16 protein-coding genes are annotated in these 19652 nt (G+C 52.6%); 11 read left to right on the forward strand and 5 right to left on the reverse strand.

Features of this window, described 5'->3' with window-relative positions:
- Positions 1–66: 66 nt before the first annotated feature.
- From J3P35_RS05065 to J3P35_RS05080, 4 genes are all read right to left on the reverse strand, one after another.
- Positions 67–3609: a DUF7948 domain-containing protein gene (locus J3P35_RS05065; RefSeq protein ID WP_210463269.1), complete on the reverse strand. Its 3543-nt coding sequence runs from the start codon at positions 3607–3609 to the stop codon at positions 67–69.
- A gap of 108 nt (positions 3610–3717) precedes the next feature.
- Entirely contained in the window at positions 3718–4263 is a 546-nt protein-coding gene (locus J3P35_RS05070; RefSeq protein WP_210463270.1) for a YfiT family bacillithiol transferase, read from the reverse strand.
- Between the two features lie 95 nt (positions 4264–4358).
- Entirely contained in the window at positions 4359–5231 is an 873-nt protein-coding gene (locus J3P35_RS05075) for a phosphate/phosphite/phosphonate ABC transporter substrate-binding protein (protein ID WP_210463271.1), read from the reverse strand.
- Between the two features lie 72 nt (positions 5232–5303).
- Positions 5304–6209: a helix-turn-helix transcriptional regulator gene (locus J3P35_RS05080; protein ID WP_210463272.1), complete on the reverse strand. Its 906-nt coding sequence runs from the start codon at positions 6207–6209 to the stop codon at positions 5304–5306.
- A gap of 134 nt (positions 6210–6343) precedes the next feature.
- Here J3P35_RS05080 and mutM point away from each other — a divergent pair, with 134 nt between their 5' ends.
- From mutM to asnB, 10 genes are all read left to right on the forward strand, one after another.
- Positions 6344–7159, forward strand: coding sequence for a DNA-formamidopyrimidine glycosylase (gene mutM / locus J3P35_RS05085; protein ID WP_210463273.1), 816 nt, complete (start codon positions 6344–6346; stop codon positions 7157–7159).
- A 904-nt stretch (positions 7160–8063) separates the two neighbouring features.
- Complete coding sequence (locus tag J3P35_RS05090; RefSeq protein WP_210463274.1) at positions 8064–8825, forward strand: arylamine N-acetyltransferase family protein; 762 nt, start codon at positions 8064–8066, stop codon at positions 8823–8825.
- Positions 8826–9020: 195 nt separating this feature from the next.
- On the forward strand, positions 9021–10193 hold the full coding sequence (locus J3P35_RS05095; RefSeq protein ID WP_210463275.1) for a DUF1080 domain-containing protein: 1173 nt from the start codon (positions 9021–9023) through the stop codon (positions 10191–10193).
- Between the two features lie 132 nt (positions 10194–10325).
- A complete protein-coding gene (locus J3P35_RS05100) occupies positions 10326–11891 on the forward strand; it encodes an amidase family protein (RefSeq protein ID WP_210463276.1) in 1566 nt (521 codons plus the stop codon).
- Between the two features lie 117 nt (positions 11892–12008).
- A complete protein-coding gene (locus J3P35_RS05105; protein WP_210463277.1) occupies positions 12009–12452 on the forward strand; it encodes a DinB family protein in 444 nt (147 codons plus the stop codon).
- Positions 12453–12608: 156 nt separating this feature from the next.
- Positions 12609–13313, forward strand: a complete 705-nt coding sequence (locus J3P35_RS05110; RefSeq protein ID WP_246849961.1) for a hypothetical protein — start codon at positions 12609–12611, stop codon at positions 13311–13313.
- Between the two features lie 149 nt (positions 13314–13462).
- Entirely contained in the window at positions 13463–13960 is a 498-nt protein-coding gene (locus tag J3P35_RS05115) for a DinB family protein (protein WP_210463279.1), read from the forward strand.
- 85 nt (positions 13961–14045) lie between these two features.
- Entirely contained in the window at positions 14046–14552 is a 507-nt protein-coding gene (locus J3P35_RS05120) for a GNAT family N-acetyltransferase (RefSeq protein WP_210463280.1), read from the forward strand.
- Positions 14553–14578: 26 nt separating this feature from the next.
- Complete coding sequence (locus J3P35_RS05125; RefSeq protein ID WP_210463281.1) at positions 14579–14977, forward strand: ACT domain-containing protein; 399 nt, start codon at positions 14579–14581, stop codon at positions 14975–14977.
- Between the two features lie 516 nt (positions 14978–15493).
- Positions 15494–17176 (forward strand): asparagine synthase B, encoded by a 1683-nt coding sequence (gene asnB, locus J3P35_RS05130; RefSeq protein ID WP_210463282.1) that lies wholly within the window; start codon positions 15494–15496, stop codon positions 17174–17176.
- Positions 17177–17374: 198 nt separating this feature from the next.
- Here the strand turns inward: asnB and J3P35_RS05135 are convergent, their stop codons facing one another.
- Entirely contained in the window at positions 17375–18310 is a 936-nt protein-coding gene (locus J3P35_RS05135) for an NmrA family NAD(P)-binding protein (RefSeq protein ID WP_210463283.1), read from the reverse strand.
- Positions 18311–18506: 196 nt separating this feature from the next.
- Between J3P35_RS05135 and J3P35_RS05140 the strand changes: the two genes are divergently transcribed.
- Positions 18507–19571: a bifunctional transcriptional activator/DNA repair enzyme AdaA gene (locus J3P35_RS05140; RefSeq protein WP_210463284.1), complete on the forward strand. Its 1065-nt coding sequence runs from the start codon at positions 18507–18509 to the stop codon at positions 19569–19571.
- The last annotated feature ends 81 nt before the right edge of the window (positions 19572–19652 follow it).

The raw sequence follows: 19652 nt of genomic DNA on the forward strand, positions 1-19652 counted from the left end.
TGCCGTTCCTAGGGTCTAGATAAATGTGACTTTAGCAGTATTAATCCTTTTAGATGGTTCACCTGGTTATTTCAGAATTTCCACCCATCCTTTGGCGGTGTTGCCTTCCGTGTCTTTGAGGATGTAAAAATACGTGCCTTCAGAGAGGTTGCCGCCGTCCCATTTCTGGTTGTAAATTTTTTGCTGGTACACCTGTTTTCCCCACAAGTCATACACAATGATCTCGGTGGGGAAGCAACTGAAGTGCTGCACAAAGGTCTGGTTTTTATCATCGCCGTTGGGCGTGAAGATATTGGGGATAAAAGGCGGCTCCACTACCACTTCTCCTACCTCCAGGGTTTCCTGGCAGCCGTTGCCGTACGTGGCAATCAGGGTGACTTTGTACTTACCCGGGGTTTTGTATAGGTGCCGGGGCGAATGCTCATCTGATTGGGTGCCGTCCCCGAAGGTCCAGGTAAAGGTATCTGCGTTGGTGGTGCCATTGGCAAAGGCCGCGTTGAAAGGCGCGTAGCCCGAGATGGCTGGGTTGTCAGGGCAACTGTTGGCGAGTTGCGCTTGCATGGTGGGCACCGGCGGCATGTTGATCACCTTGGTATCTGTCACCGGGCAGGGAGCTGAGATGGAGTAAGAGGCGGTGATGGTACCGGTAAAGCCGGGCGGCGGTGTGAATACACCCGTAGGGGAAACGTTGGTGCCGCTCCAGGTGCCTCCCGCAACGTTGGCCCGCAGCTGGAAGGGTGCGAGGCTGCCCGGGCACAAAGTGGTATCAGGACCAATCTCTACCAGGGGTAGAATCACCTCAACGGTAATGGAAGCAGAGCCGCAGATGCCGTTAGAGCCGTCACTGCGGTAAGTGATCACGTGCTTGCCCACTCCAGCCACCGATGGGTTGAAAAGGGAATCGGTGACGCCTTTCCCGGAGAAAACGCCTCCTGCCGGCGAACCGGTCAGTTGGATGAGTTCCTTTGAGTTTGCGCAGTACTGGTTTTCAGGGATGGTGAGGGTATGTGGCACGGGTGGTGTCACGACCATGACCATGGTGTTGGAGATGGCGCAGGAACCGGTGCCTGTCACGGTATAGGTGAGCGTATGGGAACCTACCATATCCAGGGTGGGCGTGAACTTGTAGGCTCCGTTCACCTTAGAAACCCCATTGCCGGTCCAGACGCCTCCGCTGGGGGAGCCTGCCAGGTTCACGGGGCCGGCCTCCAGGCAAATCTCCTGGTCAGGTCCGGCATCGGCGCGTAGTTCCTCGGCAAAATCAAACTTGAAGGCAGCGTTGTTGCAGTTCAGGCTGTTGTTGGTCCTGGAGTAGTAATTGGCCCCGGCCGGGATGGGAAAGTTTGACTTAGCCTGGCACCCCCCGCACACCGACTGGTACACGTAGCCTTTCTTGTCAAAGCGGCTGGTACCGCCGTCAACGTGCTCAAAACTTCCGCCGGTAATGTTCTGGTTGCCGCCGAAGAAAGTGGCGTAGAGGAGCTCTCTGGCGTTTGTGCCCAGTTGCATGAGGTAGAAGTCGCCTCCGTCTGTGGTAGTCTGGGCGGCTCCTGGAGTGATGGGCAGACCCGTAGTGGTGCCGTTGCCGTAAAACCCGCCATTGTTACTGCCGCCCCAGCCAGAGACGTAGATGCGCTGGCAGTCATCCACCAGAAAAGCGGTGGGCGAAATGTCAATGGTGGTGCGCCCGGCGCCGAACACGGTAGACCAGGCGGTGGTGGACAGGTCATTGCTTAATTTATGCAGAAACTGCCGGCCGCCCTTGTTGCTGTAGGTGCCGCTGGTCACCGGGTAACCACCCAGGGTCTGACCCAGCAGGTACACGGCGTTGTCGCCGTCCAGTTGCAGGAAATAGGTTTGGTCATAGGCCTGGGTGCCCAGGAAAGTGGCCGCCATGATAGAAGAGCCCGTGTTGCTGATCTTCAGCACAAAACCGTCTGTATTGCCCGCGGAGGTTGGTTTAAGTCCTTTGGCGGTGCCGGGAAGGGTGGTGCTGGTAGTACCGCCACAGACGTACACCTGCCTATTTGGGTCCAGTTGGATGGAGTAGGCCGCATCTGTGCCGGTGCCGCCGTAATAATTGGCCCAAAGTACCTGGCTGAGGTCCGGAGAAAGCTTGCAGATGACCGCATCATTTGACCCGCCGTGCATCTCTGACCGGAATCCGTTCGTGGCGGGGAAATCATCAGAAGAGGTGTTGGAGGCGATGTACACGTTCCCGTCCGGGTCGGTGATGATGTCGCCGCGGTACTGGTCGCCGTAGTTCTGGACCAGGGTGGGCAGCGAGTTGGGTCGGGCCAGGAGACCGTCGTTCTGACTGCCACCCAGGAAAGTGGAGGCCAGTAACTTGTCGCCGTTTTTGCTGAGGCGGGTAATCACAAGGTCAGACCCGGAGGTATAGGAAGGGTTGCCGCCCGTGCCGAGCGGGGTGATAGGATCACCGCCTTTAAACGTGCGGCTCAGCGCCGACGCAGAAGTAGGGTAATCGGCGGAACTGGAGGTGCCCATAACCAGGAGTTCATCAGAGGCGTTCACTACCAGGCTGTGCGGGGTCTCGGTGCTGCTGCCGCCAATGTAAGTGGCATACAGGCGGGCTGCGGGGCCGCTTACCTTGGTATCATACTTGATAATGGCCATGTCCCACATGCCATTGAAAGCCATGTCAAAGGCGCCTGTGTTGGTGGGGTACCCGGTGCCGGAGACAATCCCCCCAGAATACATGTTGCCCTCGCTGTCATAGGTGGCGGTGTAGCCCCAGTTGTCGGCGATGGAGCCGGTGAAGGAGGAAAATTCTACCACCGGGTCAATCACCAGCGGGTAGCGGTTATCAAAGCCATCGGGGAATTGGAAGGTGACGGTCTGGCCAGAGAGTTGGTAAAGGCATTTGACTTCCACGCGCCGGTTCTGCACCATCTGGTAGGCCACGGGTTTGTGCTCCTTTACATCACCCACCGAGGTCTCGACCTGCAGGTTGCCGTCTTGCAAGGACAGTTTGGTGGCGCCTTTGTACCTGATTTTGATCTGGTCTGGCGAAGTGCCCGGTGCCACATGCAAATCATACTTCAGCCTGCCGGCCTGCTCATAGAGCGTAAGGTCTACCCCGTTGTAGAGGCCTTTGTAACGCACCTGCCGGAAGCCCCGGGCACCGGAGCCCCACTTTTTGGGGTCCTTGCCCAGATAGTAATTCCGGGTCCCTTCGGTGACATCCTGTGGCTGTAGCACCGGAGCCGGATTGGCATTCTCAAAGGTGACGGAGTAGGCGTGGCTCTTAAAGACATCGGGTGCGGCCGAGCTGCGCAGGGTGGACCCAGCCGCCTGAGAATGCCCGTGGTTTCGGGCTGCTGCTACGGCCGTGGAGTCATGCAAGACGTACATAAAGCCGGTGGGCTGCAGAAACATCTTGCCGCCCCAGACATCAGCAGCGAAAGCCACCTGAGCGGGCCATTGCCCTTTGTTCTCCACAAACTCCAGCGTGCGGGAGTCCATGATATTGGTTCTGCTCTTTACAGCCTGAGGCGTTGGCGTAGGCGCAGGTGCCGTGGCCCCCGTAAAGAATTCCAGCAGGGTCCAGAGAGCAGAAACAATAAAAAGGGGAGGGGGCAGGCTCATTGTCAGAAATTGAAACTTCTGACTAAAATAAACTAATTTTCCTATAAATCAGCTTCCTGGCCGCTTTTGTTTTTAGGTTGACTTCAAAAAAATAGGCAGAAAACCCAATTACCAGCCCATTCTTTCTTTAAGGGAGGTGATATGCCCCACGTGGTGCTCCCCGTGCCAGGCGTACATACCCGCAACCTGAAACAGATAGGTCTCGCCGCTCTCCGGATGGATGTAGGACCGGTGCCATTCTTCCATGCAAAGAGAGCGGAGCAGAATAATCCAACGCTGGTGCAGGGCTTCCAGCATCTGCAGGGAAAGCGCAGGGTCTGCCCAGTGCGCATCCAGAAGGTAAGCCCAGGATGATTCTTCGTAAGGTTTGATGGTTGGGGTATTCTCTGTGAGGGCCAGCCTTACCCGGGTATAGGCGTTGAGGTGGCTGTCGGCGAGATGGTGGACCACTTGGCGCAGGGTCCAGCCGCCGGGGCGGTAGGGCGTGTCCAGTTGTTCATTAGACAGGTTATGGATGGCGGCGCGCAGTTTGGCGGGCAGTGCCTCAATGGCCGTGAGCGACTGCTTCACAAAGGCAGACCCATATAAAGGGGGCGCCTCATATCTTCCTACAGGGTAGCGTAAAAGTTCAAGGGGCAGTGTTGGTGTTTCCATGCAGATACAGGACTAGTCTCAAACAAATCTAACGAAATAGACTATTCTTGGCTGCGTTTTGGGGCTTTATTTTTAAAACCGGGGGTAAAACTATTTTACCGCAGAAGACCCGCCAGATCTTGGGCATGGGCGGTAGAAAAGGGCTGAAAACGCGAGGCGCCCCTGGCCTCGGGCCAACCTTGCAGGAGGGTTCTAAACGCAGCGCTGTTCTGCACGTGCAACTGGGTTAAGGATGCTTGCAGTTGCTGCCGAAGTTCTGCGGGAAGAGAGGCTTTCACCACCACGGGGCCCAGCGGAATCTGGCCCGAGGTCCAGAGCAGGGTAATGTCTTCTGGGTGCACCTGCCAGTTCTGGAGCTGGTGCAGGAGCTCGTCCAGGCCGCAGGCGCCTACCTCGGCTAGGCCGGATTTCACCTGCTGCACTACCTGGGCATGGCTCTGGGTATACTGCACTTCCTCGAAAACTTCTTCCAGCGGTCCAAAGCCATTCTGCCGTAGAAACTGGCGCTGCAGGTGATTCCCCGAGGTGGAATGTTCCCCAGCCAGTAAGATGCTGGTAGGTCCTGGTCTGTTCTTAAGCTCCTCCAGACGCTGAATGCCTGACAACCGGCTGGCGAAAAGGCAAGCCTGGTAGTTCTTTTGCCCGGGAGGCGTTTCCAAAGTTACCAGAGATTGAACCGCTGGCACGGCATCATGGGAGAGCAGCAGAAAACCATAAGTGTTCACCAGCGCCACATCTATCTCCTGCGCCCTGATGGCCGTCAACAATGCCGGGATAGTGGGATAGCTCACTGCCTGCACCGGTCTGTGCAAGGTTTGCTCCAGGTGGCGGGCCAGCGGCTGCAGGTTTTCCAGCCGGTTGTGCTGGTCAAGGGCGTAGGTGGCCACCACCAAAGGGTGTTTCTGTTTTTGAGAAAAGGCGAGGTGGCAAAAGGTGAAAAGTAGGAAAAACAGGAAAATGGCTTTCATGGCTCGGCTGGAAAATGGTTTCCGCAAAGCTATGGTCAAGGTGCCGTCCGCAGGTATCGGCCGAAGGCCAGATTATGTCCCGGATGGTTCAGCGGTGAGTTTGCCTGGCGTGTGGCCGTACTGCTGCCGGAAAGCCTGCACAAAATGTGAAGGGCTCTCGTAACCCACCGCATCAGCTACCTCGCTTACGTTGGCGTTGGTGTGGCGCAGGAGAAAGTGGGCGTGCTCCAGCCGACGCTGCCGGAGCCACTGGCCCGGGGCCATGCCATACGTCTGCCGACACGCTCTTTTGAAGCCAGAAAGGCTAAACCCGCCCATAAACGCCAGTTCCTCCAAGGTAACCGGCCGTAGGAAATTCTTCTCCAGGAGCTCGGTCAAAGAGGGGCGGGCCACCTCCTGCAGCTGCGCCAGAAAGTTTCTGAATGCGGGTCCTGCGGTATCATGCAGCCAGAGTTGCCACAGTAGTTCCTGCAGTTTCAGGTGTAGCAGCGGCGCCGGCGCCAGGGACGGGTCTTTGAAGAAAGGCACCAGGGTCTGTAGGTACAGCGCCAGGGAAGAGTTCACCGGGAATGTGAAGCCAGCCTTTTGGGAAGGCTCTGCGGTTGATCCATGCAACGCCTGGGCCTGTTCCTGGGCAAACGTCTGCAAGAGGGAAGTAGGCAAGAAAAACAGCAGGCTTTCATACCGATCATCCTGGCAGCGGCGCGAGGACATGAGGTAAGAACCTTTTTTGATCACGCCTCCGGTGCCGGCGGGCATCACCAGATCACCTTGTGGGGTATGCACCTCTTTCTGGCCATGCAGCACCACCATAAACAGGTGATTATCTAGTTGCACCTGGGTCTGGACCGAGTCCTGGAACCGGCGGTATTCCACCAGCGTGGCTTCTTGCGCAGACCAGGCCACCCGATCCGGCAACTGCGCGAAGAACGAGGGGATAGCGATGCGGGAAGGCGTTGCCGATAGCAGGGTAGACATACTGGTCACAGTTCTGGGTACAGAACGAAAGTACACTTTTTGCGCAACAATGTACAGGTGCTGCGGGTTGTAGAACAGGCGCTGTTTTTAACTTTATTCTGAGAAAACAGGCCCTAAACGTAAAACGCATTCCCATGCCCGAGTTACCCGAGGTAGAGACTTACCGCCGCTTCATTGACGAGACCAGCTTGTTCCAGCGCATTGCCGAGGTGGAGGTGCAGGACCCCAAGCGGCAACTGCAGGTAGACCTGGATGATTTCAGGAGGGCGCTGCGCGGAAACCAGTTCACCCAGACGGCCCGCATCGGCAAGCAGCTGTTCCTGGAAACCGCCCGAGGCCCCATCGTGACCATGCACTTCGGGATGACCGGCGATGTGGCTTACTACAAAGATGAGGCAGATACCCCGCGCTTTGCCCGGGCCATTTTCCATTTTGAGAACGGCTTTAAGTTCGCTTTCCTGGACTCCCGCAAGTTCGGTCGGCTGGGGCTCACCCAGAGTGTTGCGGCCTTCCGGCTACAGAAGAAACTGGGTCCCGATGCGATCACCCTCACTACCGAGGAGCTGACCCAGGGCCTGGCCAAGAAGAAATCGGCGATCAAGGCGCTGCTGCTGGACCAGCGCATTGCGCCCGGCGTGGGCAACTGGATTGCCGACGAGGTGCTGTTTCAGGCCCAACTGGAACCAGAGCGCCCCGCCGATTCCTTGCAGCCCGCTGAGATTGACCGCCTGGCCGCCTCCATCAGGGAAGTGCTGGAAACCGCCATCGCTGCCGAGGCCATCTACCGCGATTTTCCCTCGCATTACCTTATCCACGCTCGCGAATGGGACGAAGCGCCCGCCTCTCCTACCAAAGACGCCCACCTTCACTGCCCCCGCTGCCAAACGCTCATCCAGAAGAAATACGTAGGCGGCCGCGCAACCTACTTCTGCCCCAATTGCCAGATTTAACGCCGGCGTAATTTTAGGTTTGTAACGTCTGTTAAACGAAGAGGTGGTTTGGGCGATAATGTGATTCCTGTAAAGTATATTCGGCAGTACAGTTTAGGTTAACTATCTTTTTAGGCTGGTAGATATAGCACGGATAAGCCGAATAACTCCGGTTAACCAATAATTGTGGTGAATTTGAAATTATAAAATAGAATCTAATAAGCAGTTGAGAATATCTCAGATTCAAAAATGAATTAGAAAATTTAGATGAACCAAGCCTTACTAAATGACTTATGCGCAATGACTTTCTTTACCTGGATTTTGGTCGGGAATGCGAAGCGAAGGTATCATTGGAGATACCTAAGGGAAGTAAGAAGTGACTTCAGACCATTCAAAACCGACGATGAGTTCTCTAGGTCAGTCAACATGAACGACCAGAAGGAATATTGGAACAACGTCGGGGTTACATTTACACTGCTGCTGCCATATTTTCGAAGGGCAAAGGAAGTATTTGAAAGTCATGATGCAAGGAGATATGCTAAAACGGTAAATTACCTGCTGGTATCACAGTATTTTCTATTGGTGCTGTTGGTTTGGCTGCTCAAAGAATCTGACATTAAGTTTGGAATTGGATAAAGCTTTAAAACAATAAATGCTTTTTGGGGCTCTTTCCCTGAAATGAAGCACAAACTGGATAAATAGTTATAAATCCAAAGGAACAAACTCGCCCAAACAACATCTAAATGCCAGCATCGGCCGACTGCCTTTTCCGGCGTTTACACAAGTACGTTAGACCAAATAAGAAATGACAAAACAGGCACTCTTTACTCTGTTAAGCTTATTGCGCATTCTCTTGTAAACGGCACCTTCAACTAACTTTCTTATAACGAAGTTGAGACAGTTGGATTCTTAAAGATCAAATGGAATGGATATTCAATTATATCTAGATAGGATAAATTTCAACAGGCAAGTTTCGGTAAGCAAAGAGGTGCTTTTTGAGCTTCAGGCAGCTCATTTGCTGAGTGTGCCTTTTGAGAATCTGGATATTCACTATAACCAAAAGATAAAGTTAGATACAGACGCCATTTACAAAAAGATAGTGCTCAATCGCAGAGGTGGGTTTTGCTATGAATTGAATGGGCTGTTTTATCAGCTTCTCAAGGGCATAGGCTTTGATGCCCGTATGGTATCTGGCAGGGTGCACATCAAAGACGAGAATTACGGGGCAGAATATGACCATATGGCTATTGTGGTTGGTGTAAACGGAAAGGAATACCTGGTGGATGTAGGCTTCGGGAAGTTTTCTTACAAACCCTTGGAAATATCACTAGGCGTAAACCTGCAGGATGAGTTCGGGTTGTTCAAGTTTGACAAGGCCTATGATGATTACCTGAGAATAAATCTTTTCAAAGACGGAAGTTGGGTTCCGCAGTATTTATTTGATCTAAAAGGAAGAGAGTTCCAGGAATTTGGGGAAATGTGTGGGTTCCACCAGACAAGCAAAGAATCTCATTTCACCCAAAAGAAAGTTATTTCCATAATTACCAAAAACGGCCGGAAAACGCTCAGCAATAATCAACTCAAGATTACCGACGGTAATACCGAAAGTATAATAGAGTTTGAGGAAGAACTCTTTGAGTCTAAGCTCAAAGAATATTTCGATATTGAAATAAAAAGCAGTCGCTAACAAAGTATAAACCCCAGCTAGGCAGACGCCGGTGCCGTCGTTTATTCAAATTGTTATCATCTAATTTAGTTTCTCGTTAAATACAAATTCATGAAGAATATATTCGGGCTGCTGAGCCTATTTGCCCTGGCTATTCTGGCTTTCAAACCTGCTGATGATATAACTGGTTCAGACCTCTCAGATGACAACGGCTGGGTGGAACTTATCAATGGGAAAGATTTAACTGGATGGAAAGCCACAGAGAACCCTGCTACCTGGTCAGTAACGGATGGCCTTTTCCAAGCCGACGGAAAACGGTCCCATCTGTTTTATGAAGGAGAATACCTAAAAGACGGTTTCAAAAATTTTGAACTGGAAGTGCAGGTGAAAACTTTCAGGCTGGCTAATACTGGCATCTATTTCCATACCAGGTACCAGGAAACAGGCTGGCCCAATAGCGGCCTGGAAATACAGGTAAACAATACCCATATTGGAGAAGGGGACTATGTAGAACTCAAAAAAACGGCCAGCCTTTACGGGGTGCGGAATTTATACAAAACATTTGGCCAGGATGGGGAATGGATGACGGTAAAAGCCCGGGTAGAAAGCAACCGTGTGCAGGTTTGGCTCAATGGCATGAAAACGGTTGACTACCTGCAGCCCGAGAAAACATTTAAGACCGTTCCACGACTTGGAAAAGGAACGTTCTGTCTGCAGGGGCACGATACCTTGAGCAAAATGCAGTACAAAAGTTTTAGGGTGCGCCGCTTGCCAGATGACGCCCGTTCTAACGCGGTTGCTCCTGTTCTGGGTGCCTGGCATGACAGCCTCGTAGTGCTGCAGGGCCGTCAGTTTGCTTTTATTGATTTAAATCCAAAGACCACCTTGTCAGCAAAAGAACTTGCGGACTACCTATATACCACGGGCATCAATGTTTCCATGGTAAAAAGCCCTGCCTCTGCAAAAGAACTTGCAACAGCTAAAAATCTTCCCCTTTTTACCGGTATAAAAGTGACTGCTACAAACCAGGCAAAGGCTCAAGCATCAGCCGCGGACTATATTGTTGGTGAAAGCACTGATGTAAAGACGGCACAGGCATTGCTGAAAGGAAAGAAAATCAATATCTGGTCTCACAAGGGCAGAGCCCTGAACAACCCTATGGCCGCAGAACTGTTGGACTTGGCAAAGCAAAACAACATTGCCATTGAAATAGACAATATAAGCAAGAGCCCGTCGGTGGAGATCATAAAGATGGCGAAGGCCAAAGGCTGTAAATTCACATTCGCAGGACTGGTACCCGCTTCAAACATGCAAAAATCAATGTATGTGGCAAGGGCCATAAAAGAGGCGAATCTTACTTATAAAGACCTTTACATTCCCAAATGGTAGCACTTTTAGACAGGGCTTGATTCACCTTGGCTTTATGGTGCTTCAAAGCTATGCTGTGGACTAGAAACCAACGACAAGATGGTGTAAACGCCATGCTGCATTACCGGCTGTCATTCATTTAAATTAGCACTTATGCGACTTTACTTCTCCAGGGTTCTTAGCATCTTCTTTTTATTGATTCTGTTTAGTGCCTGTACCCGAACGGGTAAGACAGGAGCCGAAGTAGGCGGGCAATTCAACGTGGAGGAAGCGACGATTGCCGATATCCACACGGCTTTCAAAAATGGCACCTGTTCCTGTGAGCAATTGGTGAAAACCTACCTGCAGCGGATAGAAAAGTACGACCAGCCAACCAAATTAAACGCCATTGTCCTCACCAACCCTAAGGCGCTCCAACTGGCCCGGGACCTGGATGCAGAATACCGGAAAACGAAAAAGCTGCGGCCGCTGCATTGCATTCCGCTCATTGTGAAAGACAATTTCAATACCAAGGGCCTGCAAACCGCTGCGGGCTCGCTGGCGATGAAAGGCTTTGAGCCGGAGACCGATGCCTACCAGGTGCGGGTGTTGCAGGAAGCCGGCGCGCTGGTACTGGCAAAATCGAACATGGCCGAGTGGGCCTTCAGTCCCATGGTCTCCATCAGTTCCATCGCGGGCGAGACGCTGAACCCCTACAATCTGGGGCATGTACCGGCCGGATCCAGCGGCGGAACGGCCGCAGCCGTGGCGGCCAACCTGGGCAGCGTGGGTTTGGGTTCTGATACCGGTAACTCCATTCGCGGCCCTTCTTCGCATAATGCCTTAGTGGGCTTCCGTTCTACGTTAGGCCTTACCAGCCGTGCGGGCATCGCCCCGCTTTATTTGCGCAACGACGTGGGCGGCCCCATGGCCCGGACGGTAGAAGACGCTACCCGGATACTGGAAGTGATTGCGGGTTACGACCCGGCTGACCCTTTAACAGAACACAGCCAGGGCAAGGTGCCGGTCAACTACCGCCAGTTCCTGGATAAGAACGGCTTGAAAGGCGCCCGCATTGGCGTGCTGCGGGTACTGAGTGACAAAGATCCCGATCCGCAGGTAAAAGCGTTGTTTGAAAAAGCCATTGCAGACCTCAAACGCCTGGGTGCCGAAATAGTAGATCCCTTCGAAGTCCCCAATTTTGCCGAGGTGAGCGAGGACCAATGGTGTTCCGTTTTCCAGCATGATATAAACCAGTACCTGGCTTCTCTGGGACCCAAAGCACCGGTGAAAAATTTGCAGGAAGTGGCGGCCTCAGGCAAGTACTCGGCCTACATTAAAGAAAACTTAGAGTACGAACTGAGCCAGACTACCGCACCGGCTCCTGATGCCATCACCTGCGGCGATGCCTACCATGATACCCGCCGCATCGCTTTCCGGGAAGCAGTGACCGGAGCCATGAAAAAGTACCGGCTGGATGCAGTCATTTATCCCACCTGGAACCACCCTCCTGCCAAAGTGGGCGATTTCAAAGGCTACAAAGGTGACAACAGCCAGATCATTGCGCCACATACGGGCTTACCTGCCTTTACGGTACCCATGGGGTATACCTATGACAACCTGCCTGCCGGGCTGCAGTTCCTGGGTGATCTATTCGCAGAACCCACGCTGATCAAGCTCACCTATTCTTATGAGCAGGGCACAAAGCACCGCAAGCCGCCGGTGCGGTTTAGTGAATAGCCAATAGCCTATGGGGTATTACCCCTGAAACGCCTCCACCAACCACAGGTAAACACCCTTCTTGGCCCACTGCCTGGTTGCGGTTGGTTCATAGTTGAATGTTAAAAGTTGACCCAAATGATAGCTGAATTACATAAGCTTTATTCCCGTGATCTTGACAGGTTGAAGGCAGAGATGGAGGCATTCCAGGTTGAAAACAATCTTTGGAAGACAAAAGGAGAAGTAAAGAATTCCGCTGGTAATTTATGCTTGCATCTAAATGGTAACCTAAGGACCTTTATTGGAAAGAACATAGGCAATAATGACTATGTGAGAAACCGCGATGCGGAATTTAGCTTAAAGGATGTTCCCAAAGGGATATTATTAGCGCAAACTGAGGAAACGAAAACCATTGTTTTGAGCACCTTGAGCCAATTGAGTCCAGAAGATTTGGAAGCACCTCACAAGGAAGAGGCCTTGGGATATCCTATGTCTAATGGATTTTTCCTCATGCATTTGCTCGCGCACCTGTCTTACCATTTAGGGCAGATCAACTACCTGAGGCGAGTATTGGAAGAATAGTCGCAGCCCACCATACCTGTGCCGTAACACCGTCATTGCATAGCCTAAACCTTGAAGTCCCTACCAAAGATGAAAAGGATCCACTTATTTGAATTTGAAGACTTTCCATGGTTCCCCAATTGGCTCAGGGTTAGTTTAACCAGGTTGATGGTGGTGATGCACAGATTGCTAGGCACCCATAAAGACTTAGTTGAATTGGTGAACAAAGTCATGGCCTATGCGCCCAAGCTCGCCATCATAGATTTATGCTCGGGCAGCGGAGGGGCTATGCTAGCCGTGGCGGAGACCCTGAGGGCAGAATATAGGCTGCAGGATCTAACCCTGATCTTGACAGATCTGTACCCCAACAAAGAATTAGCCCACCAAATCAACACCCGCGGCAGCTCTTCTGTCGCCTATGTTACCAAACCCATAGATGCCGCCAATGTGCCCCCTGATCTGGTTGGGGTAAGAACCATGGTGTGCAGTTTCCACCATATGCCGCCGGGCACGGCAAGAAACATCCTGGTCAATGCCAAAGAAAGGAAACAGCCCATCTGCATCTATGAAATAAGCGACAACAGTTTCCCCATCTCGTTGTGGTGGGTAGCTTTGCCTTTGAATTTCATCGTGGCCTTTTTCATTACCCCGCTGGTGAGGCCTTTGACCTGGCAGCAGATGATCTTTACGTACCTGCTGCCCATTATTCCCTTTTTCTTCGCCTGGGACGGTGCCGTATCTAACGCCCGGACCTATACCCTGCATGATCTGGATGTACTGCTGGAAGGCTTGGGTGCAGATGATTACAGGTGGGAGAAAGGGATCATCGGCGGCAAGGCCAAAAAAATGTATTTACTTGGTTTCCCGATGGCAAATCAATAGGGTTCCGGTTCCTGCCAAAGCTCCCACCTTAGCCAAGCCGTTGGAATGGAGATATGACCTATCCTGGTGCCAAGGCTGAACTGAAAAGAAGTTGCCACCTAAGTGTTTTCTGCCTATTTTCTGTAAACTTCAATAAAACCCCCATGCCCATGAATCTACCACAGCAATTAGCCCGGCACCTGAGAGAAGTTCATTTCGGGGAGAACTGGACAGACGTCACCATAAGGGAACATGTTTCTGATATAACCTGGCAGCAGGCTACAGCCAAGATCTCTTCCCTCAACACCATCGCGGCTCTGGTGTACCATATCAATTACTATGTGAAAGCGGTATTGCGGGTATTAAGGGATGAACCCCTCAACGCCAAAGATGCCAACAGTTTCAACCATCCGGCTGTTGACTCACCGGAAGACTGGGAGAGATTGCTGCAAGAATCCTGGACCGATGCCGAAGACCTGGCCCAATTAGTGGAGCAGTTGCCGGAAAGCAAACTAGGTGAAACCTTTGTGGAGGAAAAATACGGCAGCTACTACCGCAACATCCAGGGGGTGATTGAGCATGCCCATTACCATTTAGGCCAGATAGTGCTGCTCAAAAAGCTGTTGTCCCAGCCGGCCGAGGCGAGTGTAACGCAAAGTGTCCATTGAATTTCTCTCTGCCAAAAGCAGCATTAGCCCTGTTCCTCAACCGGTAGGGAGCCGGCGAGTAGCGTTTCCATTTTAACTCCGTTTTATGAAAATCCTCCTGGAAACAGAAAGATTAAGGCTGCGGGAGTTCACGCTCCAGGACACGGCTTTTATCATCGCCCTCATGAACAGTCCCGGGTGGCTGCAGTTCATAGGAGACCGAAACATCAAGACTCAGGAGCAAGCCAAGTTCTACCTGCAACACGGCCCCCTGAAAAGCTACTTGCAGTATGGGTACGGTTTGTCTTTGGTAGAGCGCAAAGAAGACGGCCAGCCTATTGGCATGTGCGGCCTGGTGAACCGGGATGGCTTACCACATCCCGATCTGGGCTTTGCCTTTCTCCCTGATTTCAGCGGACAGGGGTATGCCTATGAGATGGCCAGCACCGTGGTGAAAGATGCCAGCACCCGCCTGCAAATCCCAACCATCCTGGCCATCACCGCCCCAGATAACGCAAGATCCATCCGGCTTCTGGAGAAAGTAGGGCTGAAACTCCAGAAGACCACCCGCTTGCCCAACAGCCAGGAAGACCTGCTGCTGTTCAGTAATTAATTCATTCCCATCAACCCAAAGGGCAGATGACCGGCGAAACAGATTTAGCCACCATGCTGAGGACCTTAGAGCCCAAACTGAACCTCGGTGATTACGTCTTCTGCGTGGTGCAAGACCCGGCAAAGATAGACCTCACCCAGGCGCTCATGACTTTCCGGGAAGCCGAAGGCCTCACCGTGATCCTCAGAAAAGACCTCGCCGATGCGTTGCAGCTTGCCTATTCTCTTACTGCAGCTTGGATCACCCTAACAGTCCATTCCTCGCTGGCGGCAGTAGGCTTAACGGCGGCTTTCTCCCAAGCCCTGGCAAACAAAGGGATAAGCTGTAACGTAGTAGCCGCTTTTTACCACGACCACATTTTTGTGGACAAACAGCACGCACAGGCCGCAATGAATGTTCTGAAGGACCTCTCCAAAAAAGCATAAGCCCTGCTTCCCGCCAGGGGTCTGGGAGTTACCATCCCTGCCTGTTCAAGGCAGATTCTCCCCTCAAGGGATTTCACTTAAGCCGCAACGGTTTACGCCTGTTTTCCCAAAAATAGGCCCGAAACATAAAAGCTGGATCTGTGGTGAATGTTCCGGTGAATTGGTATCTTAGGTATTCCACTGAAAACAGGGAGTATTCCGAAGCGCGGTTTAGGCTGTTTTTAAAAAAATCGGATTAGAAACAGGAATCAGTTCTCGCTCAGAAGAGAAGTCAAAGCCTGCATGAAAACAACCCAAGTTTCCGCTAAGCCTCATCACTCACTCACTCTCTCATTCTCTCACTCACTCATTCTACCAAACTAACAACCATTCTGCTGTTGTAATGCAATCTATGCACCTGTAGAGGTTTGATGATGTGTAATTATTAATGTTTGTTCATTTTTTTTGAAACTATTTATGGTGTTTTGAGTTTTTACCTTCATATTTGATAATCGTTAATTAAAAGATGTAAGTATCGTGTGTGGAATTGTTTGTGCTTTCGATTTAAAAGAGTCATCTGAGGCGTTGCGGCCGCAGATTTTGGAAATGGCGAAGTGTATCCGGCACCGTGGACCGGATTGGAGCGGGATCTACAGCAATGAGAATGCGATCCTGGCGCATGAGCGGTTGGCCATTGTAGACCCTATCTCGGGGAAACAGCCTTTGTTCAGCCAGGACGGAAAACTGGTGCTGGCCGCCAACGGTGAGATCTATAACCACCTGCAACTGCGCGAAAAGCTCACTATCCCTTATAATTTCCAGACCAATTCTGACTGCGAGGTCATTCTGGCGCTTTACAAAGAGAAAGGCACCCAGTTCCTGGATGACCTCAACGGCATCTTCGGCTTCGCTATCTATGATATCGAGAACAACGAGTACCTCATCGCCCGCGACCACATGGGCATTATCCCGCTGTACATTGGCTGGGACCAGAACGGTACGTTCTACGTGGCCTCTGAATTGAAGGCCCTGGAAGGGAAATGTGCCAAAATAGAGTTGTTTCCTCCGGGCCATTACCTGTCCAGCAAAGAAGAAGGCTACCAGAAATGGTATGACCGCGACTGGATGGAATACAAGAACGTAGCCGAGAACGAAACCAACATCCAGGCTTTGCGCGAGGCCTTGGAAGCCGCCGTGCACCGCCAGCTCATGAGCGATGTACCTTACGGGGTGCTGCTTTCCGGCGGACTGGATTCTTCCATCACCTCAGCCATTGCCAAGAAATACTCAGAAAGACGGGTGGAAACTAACGACCAGGAAGCCGCCTGGTGGCCGCAGCTGCACTCCTTCGCCATCGGGTTGGAAGCTTCCCCAGATTTGGCCGCCGCGCAGAAAGTTGCCGATCACCTGGGCACGATCCACCACGAAATCAAGTTCACCATCCAGGAAGGGATTGACGCCATCAAAGACGTGATCTACCACCTGGAGACCTATGACGTGACCACTGTGCGCGCGTCTACGCCCATGTACCTCATGGCCCGCGCCATCAAAGCCATGGGCATTAAAATGGTGCTCTCCGGCGAGGGCGCCGATGAGATTTTCGGGGGATACCTGTACTTCCACAAGGCACCTAACGCAAAGGCCTTCCACGAAGAGAACGTGCGCAAGCTGGAGAAGCTGCACATGTATGACTGCCTGCGCGCAAACAAATCCCTGGCCTCCTGGGGCATTGAGGGCCGCGTGCCGTTCCTGGACAAAGAATTCATGGATGTGGCCATGCGTATCAATCCGCAGGACAAAATGATCAACGGCGAACGAATGGAGAAATGGGTGCTTCGCAAAGCGTTTGAAGACTATCTGCCCGCCAGCGTAGCGTGGCGCCAGAAAGAGCAGTTCTCAGACGGCGTAGGCTACAACTGGATTGACACCCTCAAGGAAATGGTGAACGCCAAAGTGAGCGATGAGCAACTGGCCAATGCCCGTTTCCGGTTCCCCATCCAGACGCCTTCGTCCAAAGAGGAGTACTACTACCGGTCCATTTTCTCCAAGCACTTCCCCAGCGATGCCGCCGCGCTCTCGGTACCATCTGTGCCGTCTGTGGCCTGCAGCACGCCTGTCGCGTTGGAGTGGGATGCCTCCTTCAGAAACCTGAACGACCCATCGGGCAGAGCCGTGGCCAACGTCCACGCCAAAGCCTACCAGCAGGAAGTCTTGCAATAAGCTTCTAGGCCCGAAGCCATAAAACAGAACCGCCACCTGTTGTGAAAACAGGTGGCGGTTCTGTTTTTATACCGAATGCGAATAGAGCCTGTTTTTCAAAAATCCCCTCCAAAACAAAATCTCCCCCAAAAGCTGTTCTACAGCCAATTGCTTGAAAAGAGCCAGAAACAACCAGGCATCTCAACGGAAATGTAGTGCTTATTTTGAGCTCTGCTGCACGTGCTCTGCAAGTACTTCCTCTACAGAGGTCCATTGAATGCCAGGGTAACGGTCATTGTCCAGCGGCGCCAGTTTAGGCAGGCCGCTGAACATGTTCCGCATATACTGCATGCCCTGCCAGGCGGGAAAAACCTCCTCTTTCTGCGGGAAGACCGCTTTTGTGAACCTGATGATTCTGTCTAGTCGGCGCAGTTTTCCGGCCTTGAGCAACTTGAAGGGATGCCCGGTAGCCTGGCTGGCGGCATCCTGCAAGCCCCGTGCACTCAGCACATCGCCGGCTACCCGCAGGTAACGGGGCGCGGTGTCATCCAGGGCGGCAGCGGCGGTGAAGGCGGCAGTGTCTTCAGTGGTGGTGAAGTCCAGCGGCTGGTCTGCGTTCTCCCAGTACACCACCCGTTTAAGCGGGAATAAGACCACCGGCGCCTGGCCGGTGAGCAGGTCAGAGAACATGCCGTTGAGTATGGAGGTAGCCTTGATGGGGGCCTTGTCCAGGCGCTCTTTGAATTCCTGCCGCAGATCCAGGTTGCGGTTTGTGCCAGGGGGCAGTTTGGTGAAATCGATCGCGAAATCAGAGGGGACAAAGCGGGGCACGCCGGCCTCCACTGCCGCCTGCAGCAGCGCCGTCTGGGCATCGAGAATCACTTCCTCAAGGCCAGACAACGCCGATACCACGCAGGTTGCGCCGGAGCAGGCTTTGACCAGTTCTGCATGGTTACGGTAATCAACTTCCACCAGCGTGGCGCCTTTTGCCCGCAAGGCCGCGGTTTTGTCACCTGTGCCTCCGGTGCGTACAAGTGCCCGCACCCGGGCGCCGTGTTGCAGCAGGTGCCGGGCAATGCGCCCGCCCAGGTCACCGGTTGCGCCGGCTAAAACAATAAGGGATTTCTCAGGGGTAAGAGGGTGGTCAACTGCCATAAAGTACTTTTCAGGATATCTACCTTAACCGCGTACCGGGGCAATTGTTAGGGAAATGGGAGTTTAAGAATAAAAAAATACTTGTCCATTTTTCGGTTGCGGTCCCGTTTTGAATCATCTTTCTTTGGGGAATAAAGGCTGATTTCCAGAAAACAGGCCCAAACGGAAAGTCAAAACACGTGATAACACTCAAGGTATGCTGGTCACCAATCAGAAAGACGTAGACAAATACTACAAAGCCCTGCTGGCCAAAGATGAGCAATTCATTGGTATCTTTTACGTGGGCGTGAAAACCACCGGCATCTTCTGCATCTCCACGTGCCGGGCGCGCAAACCCAAACGGGAGAACGTGGAATTCTACACCGAGGCCCGCGAACTGCTGCAACACGGCTACCGACCCTGCAAGGTCTGTAAGCCCACCGAGCAGGCGCACCAGCCACCGCCCGAGGTGCGCCTGCTCCTGCAGATGGTGAAGGAGAACCCTAAACGGAGAATTCAGGACTACCAGATAAGGCAGCAGGGGCTGGCCCCAGAGAAGATCAGGAGATGGTTCAAGAAACACCACGGCATCACTTTCCAGACCTACCAGCGCATGATCAGGATCAATACCGCCTTCCAGGAGCTGCAAAGCGGTAAAAGCGTGACCCATTCGGCCTTTGATGCCGGCTATGAATCTCTAAGCGGTTTTAACTATACTTTCAAGAAAATGCTCGGAAAATCACCAGAAGACACCAAAGACAAATCCGTCATCCTGATGACCCGGCTCACCACTCCCTTAGGCCCCATGTACGCCTGTGCCACGGCTGAGGGCGTCTGCCTGCTGGAGTTCACAGACCGAAGAATGTTGGAAACTGAGTTCCGCGACCTTCAGAAAAGACTCAATGCTACCATCCTGGCCGGGGAGAATGACCACCTGAGGCAGTTGAAGGCCGAGGTGGAAGAGTATTTTGCCGGCACCCGGCAGGCGTTCACGGTGGCGCTCCACACTCCGGGAACAGAGTTTCAACAGAAGGTCTGGCACGTGCTGCATGACATCCCTTACGGTACCACCAGCTCTTACCAGCGCCAGGCCGAGAGATTAGCCATGCCCCAGGCGGTAAGAGCCGTAGCCTCGGCCAATGGCCACAACCGCATCTCCATCATCATCCCCTGTCACCGCGTAATTGGCAAGAACAACCAGCTAACCGGCTACGGCGGAGGCTTGGAAAGAAAGAAGTGGCTCATAGAGCATGAACGCAAAAATGCGCTTTGCCAGGTATAGCCCAGAAAAGGGTAGTAGGTACTAAAAATAAATCTCCCTGTTTAGGGCCTGTTTTATAGAAACAGGCCCTAAACAGGGAGA

Source organism: Rufibacter roseolus (assembly GCF_017916365.1).
GTDB lineage: Bacteria > Bacteroidota > Bacteroidia > Cytophagales > Hymenobacteraceae > Nibribacter > Nibribacter roseolus.

Excerpts from the sequence above, each read along its gene's own strand:
- J3P35_RS05125 (WP_210463281.1), top strand. The coding sequence starts at position 14,579 with ATGACCGGCGAAACAGATTTAGCCACCATGCTGAGGACCTTAGAGCCC.
- J3P35_RS05080 (WP_210463272.1), bottom strand. The coding sequence starts at position 6,209 with ATGTCTACCCTGCTATCGGCAACGCCTTCCCGCATCGCTATCCCCTCG.
- J3P35_RS05135 (WP_210463283.1), bottom strand. The coding sequence starts at position 18,310 with ATGGCAGTTGACCACCCTCTTACCCCTGAGAAATCCCTTATTGTTTTA.
- J3P35_RS05120 (WP_210463280.1), top strand. The coding sequence starts at position 14,046 with ATGAAAATCCTCCTGGAAACAGAAAGATTAAGGCTGCGGGAGTTCACG.
- J3P35_RS05070 (WP_210463270.1), bottom strand. The coding sequence starts at position 4,263 with ATGGAAACACCAACACTGCCCCTTGAACTTTTACGCTACCCTGTAGGA.
- J3P35_RS05105 (WP_210463277.1), top strand. The coding sequence starts at position 12,009 with ATGATAGCTGAATTACATAAGCTTTATTCCCGTGATCTTGACAGGTTG.
- J3P35_RS05140 (WP_210463284.1), top strand. The coding sequence starts at position 18,507 with ATGCTGGTCACCAATCAGAAAGACGTAGACAAATACTACAAAGCCCTG.
- J3P35_RS05075 (WP_210463271.1), bottom strand. The coding sequence starts at position 5,231 with ATGAAAGCCATTTTCCTGTTTTTCCTACTTTTCACCTTTTGCCACCTC.
- J3P35_RS05110 (WP_246849961.1), top strand. The coding sequence starts at position 12,609 with ATGCACAGATTGCTAGGCACCCATAAAGACTTAGTTGAATTGGTGAAC.
- J3P35_RS05065 (WP_210463269.1), bottom strand. The coding sequence starts at position 3,609 with ATGAGCCTGCCCCCTCCCCTTTTTATTGTTTCTGCTCTCTGGACCCTG.
- J3P35_RS05090 (WP_210463274.1), top strand. The coding sequence starts at position 8,064 with ATGGATATTCAATTATATCTAGATAGGATAAATTTCAACAGGCAAGTT.
- mutM (WP_210463273.1), top strand. The coding sequence starts at position 6,344 with ATGCCCGAGTTACCCGAGGTAGAGACTTACCGCCGCTTCATTGACGAG.
- J3P35_RS05100 (WP_210463276.1), top strand. The coding sequence starts at position 10,326 with ATGCGACTTTACTTCTCCAGGGTTCTTAGCATCTTCTTTTTATTGATT.
- J3P35_RS05115 (WP_210463279.1), top strand. The coding sequence starts at position 13,463 with ATGAATCTACCACAGCAATTAGCCCGGCACCTGAGAGAAGTTCATTTC.